Genomic DNA, 12,545 nt, shown 5'->3' with positions numbered 1-12,545 from the left:
CGAGGACGGCCGTGCTAGGGGGAACGCTGACTTACAACGTTCTCCGTTGTATGTTTGCACGCTTATCCAGGACCGCCGCCATGCACGACATCAAATCGATCCGCGACAATCCGCAAGCTTTCGACGCCGGCCTCGCTCGGCGGGGACTGAAGCCGATGGCGGATCACTTGATCTCGATTGATGAGCGGCGTCGCGCCATTATTCGGGTTCTTGAGACGAATCAGGCTCGGCGCAATGCTGCCTCCAAAGAGGTTGGCGAAGCCAAAAAAACTAAGGACGACGCGCGTGCCGCCACTTTGATGGCGGAGGTGGCAGACCTGAAGGATTCGATCGCAACGCTCACTGTTGAGGAGAAAGACGCGTCGAAGGAGCTCGAAGACGCGCTCTCCGCGATCCCGAACATTCCGTTCGACGACGTGCCCGACGGCGTCGATGAGCACGGCAACGTCCAGCACCACGTGTTCGGTGCCAGGCGCAATTACGGTTTTGCGCCGAAGCTGCATGACGATCTCGGTACCGCGCTCGGCTACATGGATTTCGAGGCGGCGGCAAAACTCTCCGGCGCGCGCTTCGTCGTGCTGAAGAAGGGGCTGGCGCGCCTTGAACGCGCGATCGGACAGTTCATGCTCGACCTGCACACGAATGAGCACGGCTATACCGAGATCAACCCGCCGCTCCTGGTGCGCAACGAGGTGATGTTCGGCACCGGCCAGTTGCCGAAGTTCGAGGACGACCAGTTCTGGGCGATCAAGGGCGAGCTTCTCGCCTCGCCCGATCATGAGCGGCTGAAGACCGAGCGCCTCGGTCTGATCCCGACGGCGGAAGTCTCGCTCACCAACCTCGTCCGCGAATCCATTCTCGACGAGAAGCAGCTGCCGATGCGGCTGACCGCACTGACGCCGTGCTTCCGCGCCGAGGCGGGCGCTGCGGGGCGCGACACCCGCGGAATGATCCGCCAGCATCAGTTCACCAAGGTCGAGCTGGTCTCGATCACGACGCCTGAAACCAGCAAGGACGAACTGGAGCGGATGCTGTCCTGCGCCGAGCAGGTGCTGCAGAAGCTCGACCTGCATTATCGCGTCATGACGCTCTGCGCGGGGGATATGGGTTTTTCGTCGCAAAAAACCTATGATATTGAAGTGTGGATGCCCGGGCAGGGCGAGGGCGGCATGTTCCGCGAGATCTCCAGCTGCTCGGTCTGCGGCGATTTCCAGGCGCGGCGCATGGATGCGCGCTCGCGCGGGCCGGACGGAAAGCCCCGCTTCGTGCACACGCTAAACGGCTCCGGCACGGCGGTCGGCCGCGCGCTGATCGCTGTGATGGAGACCTATCAGCAGGAGGACGGCTCGATTGCCGTCCCAACCGTGCTTCAGCCCTATGTGGGCGGGCTGAAGGTGGTCGCGCGCGAGTAAGCGCGATTGACCGATGTTGCGGCAGAAACGTTTGGTTGCGAAGATCGGGCGGCCGGTTATCCTGCTGGCCACCCGTCAACGCGAACCGACCGTCCATGGCCTTGCACTGCGACATCTTCTGGGTCGGCCGACAATGGGCGGTGACCGGTGCCGGCATCCAGGCCGTCGACCAGCGCTTGCGTGGCGTGCTCGACATCGACATCGCGCGGCTCTGGGACGACACGTATGTGCAAAGCCGGCGCGCCAAGCCGGGCGTCAATGTCGAGGATTTCGACAAAGCGGTGACCGTCGCGCGCGAGCGCTTTCCAGAGACGCCCGTGTGGGCCCCGTCCATTGCGCAGCTGAAGGCGCTCGGCGTGATTGAGACACCCGTCGTCAGCCCAGTCGTGCCGGCGATGCATCTACACGCGGAGGGCAAGCTCGCGCGCTTCCTGCCGCAATGGCGCGTCCGCCGCTAAAGCGAGTGGGATCAATTGTTGCGCTGCGGCGATGAGCAGGATTACGGGTGAGGTCTGCGCCGAAGCCGGTTTGCCTGATCAGCCATAGCCAGATAAGACGGCCAGACCCCAGCTCAGGAATCGACCACCGGCATGCGCATTCTCTGCACCAATGACGACGGCATCCACGCTCCCGGCCTTAAGGTCGCGGAGGAGATTGCAGGCGCGCTGTCCGACGATGTCTGGGTGGTGGCGCCCGAGCTCGATCAGTCGGGCGTGTCGCATTCGCTGTCGCTGAACGATCCCCTGCGCCTGCGCGAAGTCGGGCCTCGGCACTTCGCGGTGCGCGGCACGCCGACTGACTGCGTCATCATGGGCGCGCGGCATATCCTCGGCGCCAAGCTGCCCGATGTCGTGCTCTCCGGCGTCAACAAGGGCCGCAACGTTGCCGAGGACGTTGTCTACTCCGGCACCATCGCCGGCGCGCTCGAAGGCACCATCCTGGGCATCCCGTCATTCGCGCTGTCGCAGGAATTCAGCGTCGAGACGCGCGAGCGGCCGCCATGGGACACCGCGCGCAAATTCGGTCCCGACATCGTGCGCAAGGTGATCAAGGCCGGCATCCCGAAGGACACCGTCATCAACGTCAACTTCCCGTCTTGCGCGCCGGAGGACGTGCTCGGCATTCGCGTCACGCGGCAGGGCAAGCGCAATCTCGGCTTCCTCAGGATCGACGAGCGCAGGGATGGCCGCAACAATCCCTATTTCTGGATCGGCTTCGAACGTGCGGCGATGATGGACACGCCGGCCGACGGCACTGATCTGGCGGCGCTGCGCGAGCGCTACGTCTCGGTCACGCCACTCCGGCTCGACCGCACCAATGAAGCGTTTTCCGAAGAGCTGAGCGCGACGCTGAAGTAGCGGCTAGCCGCCGCGAAGCGCGGCTTCGATGGTCTTGCCGAGCGCGTCGAGCTGAAACGGCTTCTGAAGCGCCGGCCGGTCGCGGTATTGCTCGGGCAGGCCCGACGAGCCGTAGCCGGTGGCAAAGATGAACGGGCAACCCTTTTGCTTGATGAGATCGGCAACCGGCGAGATGACCTTGCCGTTGACGTTGACGTCGAGGATGGCGATGTCGAACTCGGTGGCCTGGGCCAGCCGCAGGGCCTCGTTGATATCGCCCGCTTCAGCCGCGACCTTGTAGCCGAGCTCTTCGAGCATATCCGCGACCATCATTCTGATCATGACCTCGTCTTCGACGAGGAATACAGAGCGGCCCGAAAGCCCGGTCGCGGTCATTGTCGTTGAGTCCTTGCCCATCTCCGGAAAACGTTCGCAGATAACATGAATCGACGCAATGCGTGTTTCGGCCAGCGGACGCTCGAAAAATGGCGTTTGCGGCTGGCCCGCTGCAAGCCAATTTGTGGTCAAATACCGCAGCAAAAGGCTATCATAGGTTCCTGAGCAGGAACAGGATTCTTGCCCGGGCCTGAGCGACGCGTGCGACGATCCGGCCTTCTGACGAGACGATATAAGCAGTGATGACCTCCAATCAGCCCCCGCCGGAAAAGATGATGTTTCAGCTCACGCTGAGGCGTCGCGGCATCAGCAATCAGACCGTGCTGCGAACCATGGAGGAGGTGCCGCGCGATCTGTTCGTCGAGGAGGCCGATCGCGATGGCGCCTACCGTGACAGCGCGCTGCCGATCGCCTGTGGACAGACCATCAGCCAGCCTTTCGTCGTCGCCTACATGACCGAGCAGCTTCAGCTCCAGAAGCAGCACCGTGTGCTCGAGATCGGTGCCGGCTCCGGCTACCAGGCCGCCGTGCTGTCGCGGCTGACGCGCGAGGTGCTGACGGTCGAGCGCTACCGCAAGCTCGCGGATGCCGCACGCGCCAGGCTTGAGAAGCTCGGCTATCACAATGTCGAGGTGATGCTTGGCGACGGTCTCAATCTGCCGAATATAGGCCCGTTCGACCGCATCATCGTCACCGCCGCAGTGGAGCAGATTCCGGAGAACCTGGTCGAGCGACTCGAGGTCGGCGGCATCCTGATTGCACCGGTCGGGCCGCATCAGGGCGTGCAGACGTTGACCCGGCTGAGCCGGACCGAAGCCGGGATCGAACGCAAGGAACTCGTCGAAGTCCGCTTCGTGCCGGCGCTGCCGGGCGTGGCGCGGGAGCTGTAGAACTCCGGATCGACAGTGCATCCAACATCTTATTGGGAGGGTTAAGCCGTTATTTACTCGGCGCGTGTTTACTTAAAAGACCAGTTCTGTTGCGTACGAGTGAGTAACCATGTCTGTTGTCGCCGAGTTGCTTTACTCGCGCCGCGTACCGCAGGTCGCGGTGCTGGCGCTGATTTCCTTCAGCTTCGCAGGGTGCAGTGCCGACATGCAGTCGCGCCTGTCCCAGTCGAACTTCTCCAATCCCTTCTCTGAATCGACCGGTTCGGTCCAGCAGGCCCCGCCGCCGCAGCGTGAGCTGCCGCAATATGCGCGGCCGCAGACCCAGCCCGGCTATTATCAATCCCAGGCCTTGCCGCCGCCTGCGGTCGCCGCGCCGCAATCCTACCCGGTTGCAGCGGGTGGGGGCGTTTCCGGAGGTGGCCGCGGACTCGGCTCCTACACGCCGCCGGCTCAGCCGCGTCTTGAAGCGACCGGCACCGTGCCGCCGCGCTCTGTCGCGGCCGCCCAGCCGATCGGTGGGACCAAGATCATCGTCGGCACCAGCGACACGCTCGATGTGCTCGCCAAGCGCTATCACGTGACCCCGCAGACGATCATGGCTGCCAACGGCTATAAGGGGCCGCGCGCGCTCTCGCCCGGCCAGCAGCTGGTCATCCCGCATCCAGGTGCAACGGCTGCTGCTCCCGCGCCGGTCATGGCTCCGGTTGCTGCCGCTCCGGTGATGGCGCCGAAGCCGGTTGCGGCCGTTGCCGCACCGTCAAGCTTCCATTTCGTCAATCACGGCGACACGCTCGCCAACATTGCGCGCAAGAACCACATCTCGGCGGCCGAGCTCGCTCGCGCCAACGGTCTCGCACCGTCGGCAAAACTCAAGCTCGGCGCCAAGCTGACCGTGCCGGGCGCCAGGACCGCAGCGATTGCCGCTCCGCTTGCTCCGGCGCCTGTTGCCGCGGCCCCCATGGCGGCTGCGCTGCAGCCGGTTGCGGCCGCACCCGCACCGACCACCAAGATGGCCGCTGTTGCCCAGCCGGCGCAGAGCGCGCGGCTGGCCCAGGCCACCACCAATATCGAAGAGAAGCCCGCCGAGACGCCGGTGAAAGCGGCAGAGACCACCAGCTCGCTGCCGACCTTCCGCTGGCCGGTGCGCGGCAAGGTGATCACGAGCTACGGCGCCAAGACCAACGGCAAGTCCAATGACGGCATCAATGTCGCGGTGCCCGAGGGGACGCCGGTCAAGGCGGCTGAAGACGGCGTCGTTGCCTATTCCGGCAACGAGCTGAAGGGTTACGGCAATCTGGTCCTGGTTCGGCACTCCAACGGCTACGTCACCGCATATGCCCATGCGAGTGAGCTGTTGGTGAAGCGGGGCGATCCCATCAAGCGCGGTCAGGTCATTGCCAAGTCGGGTCAATCCGGGGAGGTGGCGTCGCCGCAACTCCACTTCGAGATCCGTAAGGGATCGAGCCCGGTTGACCCGCTTCAATTCCTGAACGGGGCGTGAGGCGCGGGCTCCGAAATCGGGGGCATTATAGCCGCGAACGGTGTCGTCGCCCGGCTTGACCGGGCGACCCAGTACGCCGCGGCCTCTCGATCGATCACAATCGTCTCTGGAATACTGGATCGCCCGCTTTCGCGGGCGATGACAGTTTTGAGTGTGGCGACAGCTCGAGCTACGTCGCCGTCAGCTTCACGCCGAGCCGTCCTGCCAGCTCCTGCACGAACTGCCAGGCGACGCGGCCCGAGCGCGAGCCACGCGTGGTCGACCATTCCAGCGCCTCACGCTCCAGCGCCTCATCGTCGACCTTGATGCCGAAATGGCTGCAATAGCCGCGCACCATGGCGAGATATTCGTCCTGGCTGCAGCGGTGGAAGCCGAGCCACAGGCCGAAGCGGTCGGACAGCGAGACCTTTTCCTCGACCGCTTCGCCGGGATTGATCGCGGTCGAGCGCTCGTTCTCGATCATCTCGCGCGCGAGCAGATGGCGGCGGTTGGAGGTGGCGTAGAGGATGACGTTCTCGGGCCGACCCTCGATGCCGCCTTCGAGCACGGCCTTGAGCGACTTGTAGGACGCATCATTGCCGTCGAAGGAGAGGTCGTCGCAGAACACGATGAAGCGGAAGGGCGAGGCGCGCAGTTGCTCCATCAGCGCCGGCAGGCTCTCGATGTCCTCGCGGTGGATCTCGATCAGCTTCAGTTTGTCGGCGGGTTTGCGGTCCGCGTTGATGCTGGCGTGGGCGGCTTTCACCAGCGAGGACTTGCCCATGCCGCGCGCGCCCCAGAGCAGGGCGTTGTTGGCGGGCAGGCCGTTGGCGAACCGCTCGGTGTTCTCCATCAGGATGTCGCGCATCCGATCGACGCCCTTGAGCAGGAACAGTTCGACGCGGCTGACCCGCGGCACCCCAGCAAGGCGGCCGTCGGGGTGCCAGACATAGGCGTCCGACTGCTTGAACGACTCACGCGCGGCAGCCGGCTTGCCCTGGGCGGCGAGGTGCGCCGCAATGGTCTCCAGCGCGTGGACGATGCGCTCCTGGGAAAGGTCCTGAGAGGCGTTGGGAGCCGCCTTTGAGACCGGCTTTGAGACCGTCTTGGGGCGTTTTGCCGCGACCTCGGCGAGCTTCGTGGCAGGGGTACGGGGGCCTTTGCCGGCCGGGCTTTTGCTAAGGTTTTTGGGCATGTCCGAAGTTCCTGAGAATGCAGCCTTATCGGGCCTGACGGCGCGCCGCAAGGTGGCCAAATCAACGGTCTGGCAGCGTTGCAATTGGGGCGGTGGCCGCTATAGTCCGCGCGAATTTGACCGAACCGGTCGCCTTCAGGGCCTGACCGGTTTTCCCCCGTTTCCACGAGGATCGTCCGAATGTTCATTACCCCTGCGTATGCCCAGGCCGCGGGCGCCGGCGACACCAACAGCATGTTGATGTCGCTGCTGCCGTTCGCCCTGATCTTCGTGATCATGTACTTCCTGATTCTGCGCCCGCAGCAGAAGAAGGTGAAGGATCACGCCGAACTCGTGAAGAACATCCGCCGCGGCGACACCGTCGTGACCTCGGGCGGCCTGGTCGGCAAGGTCACCAAGGTGGTCGATGACGACCAGATCGAGTTCGAGATTTCCGACGGCGTGCGGGTGCGCCAGATGAGGTCGATGATTTCGGGCGTGCGCGCCAAGGGCGAGCCGGCCAAGGACAGCGCGAAGGAAAGCGCCAAGGACGACGCCGCGGCGAAGTGAGCGCTTCCGCGAGTCTTTATAAGTTTCCTGCAAATCTCCTGATCTAACAGGTCCAGTCGATGTTGTATTTCACGCGGTGGAAGGCGCTCGGGATTATCCTGACGGCGCTGATCGTGTGCCTCTGCGCGGTCCCGAACTTCTTCCCCGAAGCGCAGGTCAAGACCTGGCCCGCCTGGGCGCAGCGGCGGCTCGTGCTCGGCCTCGACCTTCAGGGCGGCTCCTATCTGCTGCTCGAGGTCGATGCCAACTACGTCAAGAAGGAAAAGTTGGACCAGGTCCGCGATGACGTCCGTCGCTCGCTCCGCGAGGCCAAGATCGGCTATACCGGCCTCGTGACCCGCGGCGACACCGTCGAGGTCCGGGTCAAGGATACCGATCTCCAGGCTGCGCTGGCCAAGCTGCGTGACCTCTCACAACCGATCGGCGGCCTGCTCGGGTCGGGCACCCAGCGCGACCTCGACATATCCGATGCCGGCGGCGGGTTGATCCGCCTGGCGCTGTCGCAGCCGGCTATGGTCGAGCGCATGCGCAAGACCATCGAGCAGTCGATCCAGATCGTCGAGCGCCGCGTCAACGAACTCGGCACCGTCGAGCCGGTGATCCAGCGTCAGGGTACCGACCGCATCCTGGTGCAGGTCCCGGGCCTTCAGGACCCGACGCATCTGAAAGAGCTGCTCGGCAAGACCGCGAAGATGGAATTTCGGATGGTCGACACCTCGGTGCCGCCGGACCAGGCGCAGCGGGGCGGGCTGCCGCCGGATTCCGAGCTGCTGATGAGCCAGAGCTCGCCGAAGGTGCCATACGTCGTCAAGAAGCAGGTGCTGGTGTCGGGCGGCGAGCTCACCGATGCGCAGACCGGGTTTGACCAGCGCACCAACGAGCCGATCGTCTCGTTCCGCTTCAACTCCACTGGCGCCCGCAAATTCGCGCAGGCCACGCAGGAGAACGTGGGTCTGCCGTTCGCGATCGTGCTCGACAACGAGGTGATCTCGGCACCGGTGATCCGTGAGCCGATCACGGGCGGGCAGGGGCAGATCTCGGGCAACTTCACCGTTCAGTCCGCCAACGATCTGGCCGTGCTGCTGCGCGCCGGCGCGCTGCCGGCGCCGCTCACGGTGGTCGAAGAGCGCACCGTCGGTCCGGGCCTTGGCCAGGATTCGATCGAGAAGGGCGAGCTTGCGGCCTATGTCGGCTCGATCATGGTCATCGTGTTCATGCTGCTGACCTACCGGCTGTTCGGCGTGTTCGCCAACATCGCGGTGGCGATCAACGTCGCCATGATCTTCGGCCTGCTGTCGCTGCTCAATGCCACGCTGACGCTGCCCGGCATCGCCGGCATCGTGCTCACCGTCGGCATCGCGGTCGACAGCAACGTGCTGATCTACGAGCGTATCCGCGAGGAGCTGCGCGGCGGCCGCAACGCGATCTCGGCGATCGACGCCGGCTTCAAGCGGGCGCTTGCGACCATCCTTGATTCCAACATCACCACCTTCATTGCTGCCGCGGTGCTGTTCTATATCGGCACCGGCCCGGTGCGCGGCTTCGCCGTGACGCTCGGCATCGGCATCATCACCACGGTATTCACCGCCTTCACGCTGACCCGGCTGATCGTGGCCGGGTGGGTGCGGTGGAAGCGGCCGCAGAGCGTGCCGATCTAGGAGCCTGACCGTGACTCACATTGTTCTCATCGGGCTCGGCATCCTCATTGCTGTCCTCACCGTGGTCTCGGTGTTCGGCTGGTTGCCGTCGCTGCGCATCGTCCCTGATGATACGCATTTCGACTTCACCCGCTTCCGTCGCATCAGCTTCCCGATCTCGGCAGCGCTGTCGATTGTCGCCATCACGCTGTTCTTCACCCACGGCCTGAATTTCGGCATCGACTTCCGCGGCGGCACGCTGCTGGAGGTGCGGGCCAAGTCCGGCACCGCCGACATCGCGGCGATGCGCACGACACTGGACGGCCTGCGCCTGGGCGAAGTCCAGATCCAGCAAATCGGCGGTCCGGCGGACGTCCTGATCCGTGTCGCGGAGCAGCCGGGCGGCGACGCCGCGCAGCAGCAAGCCGTGCAGAAGGTCCGCACAGCGCTCGGTGATTCTTTCGAATATCGCCGCGTCGAGGTGGTCGGTCCGCGCGTCTCCGGCGAATTGCTGGCCTTCGGCATGCTCGGCCTGATGCTCGCGATCGGCGCGATCCTGATCTATCTCTGGTTCCGGTTCGAATGGCAGTTCGCGCTCGGCGCCATGATCGCCAACGTGCACGACATCGTGTTGACCATCGGCTTCATGTCGATCAGCCAGGTCGATTTCGACCTGACCAGCATCGCGGCGCTTCTGACCATTTTGGGCTATTCGCTCAACGACACCGTCGTCATCTATGACCGCATCCGTGAAATGCTGCGGCGCTACAAGAAGATGCCGATGCCGCAGCTGCTCAACGAGTCCATCAACTCGACGCTGTCGCGTTCGATCATCACCCATTTCACCGTGACCTTGGCGCTGCTGGCGCTGCTGCTGTTCGGCGGCCATGCCATCCACAGCTTCACGGCCGTCATGATGTTCGGCGTGGTGCTGGTCGGCACCTACACCTCGATCTTCATCGCAGCGCCGATCCTGATCTATCTCGGCGTCGGCGAGCATCGTGAAGATGCGAGAGAAGAGGCTCCGCCGGCGAAGAAAAACAAGGCATGATCCGAACCGCAGGCCCTCGCATGAGTTTGCGAGGGCAGTCAGCTCATTCGGACGAAGCTCATGGCCGGCGATCCCAACGCTCCTCATTTCCCGCGCTCGGCGCCGATCGAGGCCTATGGCAAGGGCGGCTTTGCCTTCGCCGGCATGTCGCACCGGGGCTCGCTGCTGTGCCTGCCTGACGCGATCTGGGCCTGGGACGTGACCGATCCCACCAGGATCGACCGCTATGCGCTGGATCGGGTTTTTGCGGCCGCCAACAGCATCGACACGCTTCTGGTCGGGACCGGAACCGGCGTCTGGCTGCCGCCGCCGGAGCTGCGCCAGGCGCTGAAGGCGGTGAGGGTGGTGCTGGACACCATGCAGACCGGGCCGGCCGTGCGCACCTATAACATCATGATCGGCGAACGGCGCCGCGTCGCGGCTGCGCTGATTGCCGTGCCATGAGCAGCGCTGCGACGCCGCCTGACACCGTGACATTCTGCGCCGACCTTGTGCGCAGCCACGACTTTCCGCGCTATGCCGCGACCCTGTTCGCGCCCGCCGCCGAACGTCGGGCGCTGCTGGCGCTCTACGCCTTCAATGTCGAGATCGTCCGGGTCCGCGACCAGGTGAGCCAGCCCTTGCCCGGCGAAATCCGCTTTCAATGGTGGACCGATCTGTTCTCGGGCCTTGTTCACGGCAGCGCCGAGGGCAATCCGGTGGCGGCCGAGCTGTTGCGCGCGGTCCGCGATTTTGACCTGCCGGTCGAGCCGCTGTCGCTGCTCGTCGACGAGCATCAGTTCGATCTCTACAACGATCCGATGCCGACCATGACGGCGCTTGAGGGCTATCTGGCGGCGACCTCTTCGGCCTTGTTCGCGCTCGCGGCACGCATCATGGGCGAAGCTTCAGATGCGAGCGAGCACCTCGCGCGGCACGCCGGCCTGGCGCAGGGCATCGCGCAGGTGATCGCGAACCTGCCACGGGACTCAGCCCACCGGCAATTGTTCCTGCCGCAGCAATTCCTGACCAGCCATGGCTGCGACATCGAGGACGTGTTCGCCGGCAAGCAGACGCCCCATCTGAATGCCGTGCTGGACCAGCTCGTCGGCGAAGCCCGGCAGCATCTGGCGACGGCCTCGTCGCTGCTGGCGCAGGTCCCGCTGTCGGCGCGGGCAGCATTCCTGCCGCTGAGCCAGGCGGGGGCCGATCTCGATCGCCTGTCTCGGCCGGGGCGCAATCCCTTCGCGCCGATGTCGGTGTCGCGGTTGCGCACGCTGTGGACGCTGTGGCGGGCTTCACGATCCCGCGAATTTACCAAATAGCGGTTGGCTTATCGCCCGAGGCGGTCAAATGCTCTATGCTGTCCCATGGCTGAATTGTCCCAAACCGCAATCCCCGACCAGAGCGGCCTTCCAGTCGCACTTGGCGATATTCAAGCTGCTGCCGAGACCATCCGTGGTGCCGTCGTCGAGACGCCCTGCAGCTTCAGCCGGACGCTGAGCAACATCTGCGGCTGCGAGCTCTGGCTCAAATTCGAGAACCTCCAGTTCACCTCTTCGTTCAAGGAGCGTGGCGCGCTGAACCGGCTCACGGCGCTGACGCCGGAAGAGCGTGCGCGCGGCGTCGTCGCCATGTCGGCGGGCAACCACGCGCAGGGCGTGGCCTATCATGCCAAGCGGCTCGGCATTCCCGCCACGATCGTCATGCCGGTGGGCACGCCGATGGTGAAGGTCGAGAACACCAGGCATCATGGCGCCGAGGTGGTTGTCACCGGCGCGACACTGGAGGAGGCGGCTGCGTTTGCGCGAAGTCGTGGCGAGGCCCGCGGCATGATCTTCGTCCACCCCTACGACGATCCGCTGGTCATTGCGGGGCAGGGCACGGTCGGGCTGGAGATGCTCAAGGCGGTGCCGCAGCTCGATATGCTGGTCGTTCCGATCGGCGGCGGTGGCCTGATCAGCGGCATCGCGATTGCGGCAAAATCGCTAAAACCGTCGCTGCGGATCCTGGGCGTCGAGGCCTGGCTCTATCCTTCGATGTACAATGCCATCCACGGGGGCACTCTGCCCGCGCGCGGCGACACGCTGGCCGAAGGCATCGCGGTGAAATCGCCCGGCAAGATCACCACTGAAATCGTCCGCCGCATGGTCGACGACATCGCGCTCGTCAACGAAGCCGAGCTCGAGCGTGCAGTCGCAACCCTGATCTCGATCGAGAAGACGGTCGTCGAGGGCGCCGGCGCCGCGGGCCTTGCGGCGATCATGTCCGATCCCGCGCGCTTCGCCGGCGCGAAGGTTGGTCTGGTCCTGAGCGGCGGCAACATCGACACCAGGCTGATCGCCTCGGTGCTGACGCGCGAACTCGCGCGTGAGGGACGGTTGACGCAGCTCTCGCTCGATATTCCTGACAGGCCGGGCCAGTTGGCCGCGGTCGCCGCGCTGCTGGCGGAAGCCGGCGCCAACATCATCGAGGTCTCGCATCAGCGGACCTTCTCGGACCTGCCGGCCAAGGCGACGCTGCTGCAACTCGTCATCGAGACCCGCGACAGCGCACATCTCGACGAGGTCATGGCCAGGCTCGGTGCGTCGGGACTGAGCGCGCGCTGCACCTGAGCGG

The 12,545-nt window shown here is 64.8% G+C and carries 13 protein-coding genes; 11 read left to right on the top strand and 2 right to left on the bottom strand.

Translation table 11 applies throughout. From position 1 onward, the window contains the following. Positions 1 to 80 precede the first annotated feature (80 nt). From serS to surE, 3 genes are all read left to right on the top strand, one after another. Entirely contained in the window at positions 81 to 1,412 is a 1,332-nt protein-coding gene (gene serS / locus ACP2YP_RS21190) for a serine--tRNA ligase (RefSeq protein ID WP_426418306.1), read from the top strand. Between the two features lie 95 nt (positions 1,413 to 1,507). After that, positions 1,508 to 1,870 (top strand): hypothetical protein, encoded by a 363-nt coding sequence (locus ACP2YP_RS21185; protein ID WP_426418305.1) that lies wholly within the window; start codon positions 1,508 to 1,510, stop codon positions 1,868 to 1,870. 132 nt (positions 1,871 to 2,002) lie between these two features. After that, complete coding sequence (surE, locus tag ACP2YP_RS21180) at positions 2,003 to 2,770, top strand: 5'/3'-nucleotidase SurE (RefSeq protein WP_426418304.1); 768 nt, start codon at positions 2,003 to 2,005, stop codon at positions 2,768 to 2,770. 3 nt (positions 2,771 to 2,773) lie between these two features. Here the strand turns inward: surE and ACP2YP_RS21175 are convergent, their stop codons facing one another. Continuing rightward, positions 2,774 to 3,145, bottom strand: coding sequence for a response regulator (locus ACP2YP_RS21175; RefSeq protein ID WP_426418303.1), 372 nt, complete (start codon positions 3,143 to 3,145; stop codon positions 2,774 to 2,776). A gap of 242 nt (positions 3,146 to 3,387) precedes the next feature. On the opposite strand from ACP2YP_RS21175, the gene ACP2YP_RS21170 reads away from it, so the two are divergent. Together ACP2YP_RS21170 and ACP2YP_RS21165 are read left to right on the top strand one after the other, a co-directional pair. Then, positions 3,388 to 4,035: a protein-L-isoaspartate(D-aspartate) O-methyltransferase gene (locus ACP2YP_RS21170; protein ID WP_426418302.1), complete on the top strand. Its 648-nt coding sequence runs from the start codon at positions 3,388 to 3,390 to the stop codon at positions 4,033 to 4,035. Between the two features lie 109 nt (positions 4,036 to 4,144). After that, on the top strand, positions 4,145 to 5,536 hold the full coding sequence (locus ACP2YP_RS21165; RefSeq protein ID WP_426418301.1) for a peptidoglycan DD-metalloendopeptidase family protein: 1,392 nt from the start codon (positions 4,145 to 4,147) through the stop codon (positions 5,534 to 5,536). A 169-nt stretch (positions 5,537 to 5,705) separates the two neighbouring features. Here the strand turns inward: ACP2YP_RS21165 and ACP2YP_RS21160 are convergent, their stop codons facing one another. After that, positions 5,706 to 6,710 (bottom strand): ATP-binding protein, encoded by a 1,005-nt coding sequence (locus tag ACP2YP_RS21160; protein WP_426418300.1) that lies wholly within the window; start codon positions 6,708 to 6,710, stop codon positions 5,706 to 5,708. 180 nt (positions 6,711 to 6,890) lie between these two features. Here ACP2YP_RS21160 and yajC point away from each other — a divergent pair, with 180 nt between their 5' ends. The 6 genes from yajC to ACP2YP_RS21130 are packed head-to-tail and all read left to right on the top strand — an operon-like array spanning position 6,891 to position 12,541. Next, a complete protein-coding gene (yajC, locus tag ACP2YP_RS21155; RefSeq protein ID WP_148753779.1) occupies positions 6,891 to 7,259 on the top strand; it encodes a preprotein translocase subunit YajC in 369 nt (122 codons plus the stop codon). A 59-nt stretch (positions 7,260 to 7,318) separates the two neighbouring features. Beyond that, the gene (gene secD, locus ACP2YP_RS21150) at positions 7,319 to 8,917 is read left to right on the top strand and encodes a protein translocase subunit SecD (RefSeq protein ID WP_426418299.1); all 1,599 of its coding nucleotides are present in this window, start codon (positions 7,319 to 7,321) and stop codon (positions 8,915 to 8,917) included. A 10-nt stretch (positions 8,918 to 8,927) separates the two neighbouring features. Beyond that, the gene (gene secF, locus ACP2YP_RS21145) at positions 8,928 to 9,947 is read left to right on the top strand and encodes a protein translocase subunit SecF (RefSeq protein ID WP_426418298.1); all 1,020 of its coding nucleotides are present in this window, start codon (positions 8,928 to 8,930) and stop codon (positions 9,945 to 9,947) included. Between the two features lie 60 nt (positions 9,948 to 10,007). Next, a complete protein-coding gene (locus ACP2YP_RS21140; RefSeq protein ID WP_426418297.1) occupies positions 10,008 to 10,391 on the top strand; it encodes an Mth938-like domain-containing protein in 384 nt (127 codons plus the stop codon). Then, on the top strand, positions 10,388 to 11,251 hold the full coding sequence (locus ACP2YP_RS21135; protein ID WP_426418296.1) for a phytoene/squalene synthase family protein: 864 nt from the start codon (positions 10,388 to 10,390) through the stop codon (positions 11,249 to 11,251). The genes ACP2YP_RS21140 and ACP2YP_RS21135 overlap by 4 nt, the downstream gene beginning before the upstream one ends. 45 nt (positions 11,252 to 11,296) lie before the next feature. Continuing rightward, positions 11,297 to 12,541, top strand: coding sequence for a threonine ammonia-lyase (locus tag ACP2YP_RS21130; protein WP_426418295.1), 1,245 nt, complete (start codon positions 11,297 to 11,299; stop codon positions 12,539 to 12,541). The last annotated feature ends 4 nt before the right edge of the window (positions 12,542 to 12,545 follow it).

Origin of the sequence: Bradyrhizobium genosp. A (assembly GCF_049949275.1) — a bacterium.
Taxonomy (GTDB): Bacteria; Pseudomonadota; Alphaproteobacteria; order Rhizobiales; family Xanthobacteraceae; genus Bradyrhizobium.
This window is presented reverse-complemented; position numbering and strand designations above follow the sequence as displayed.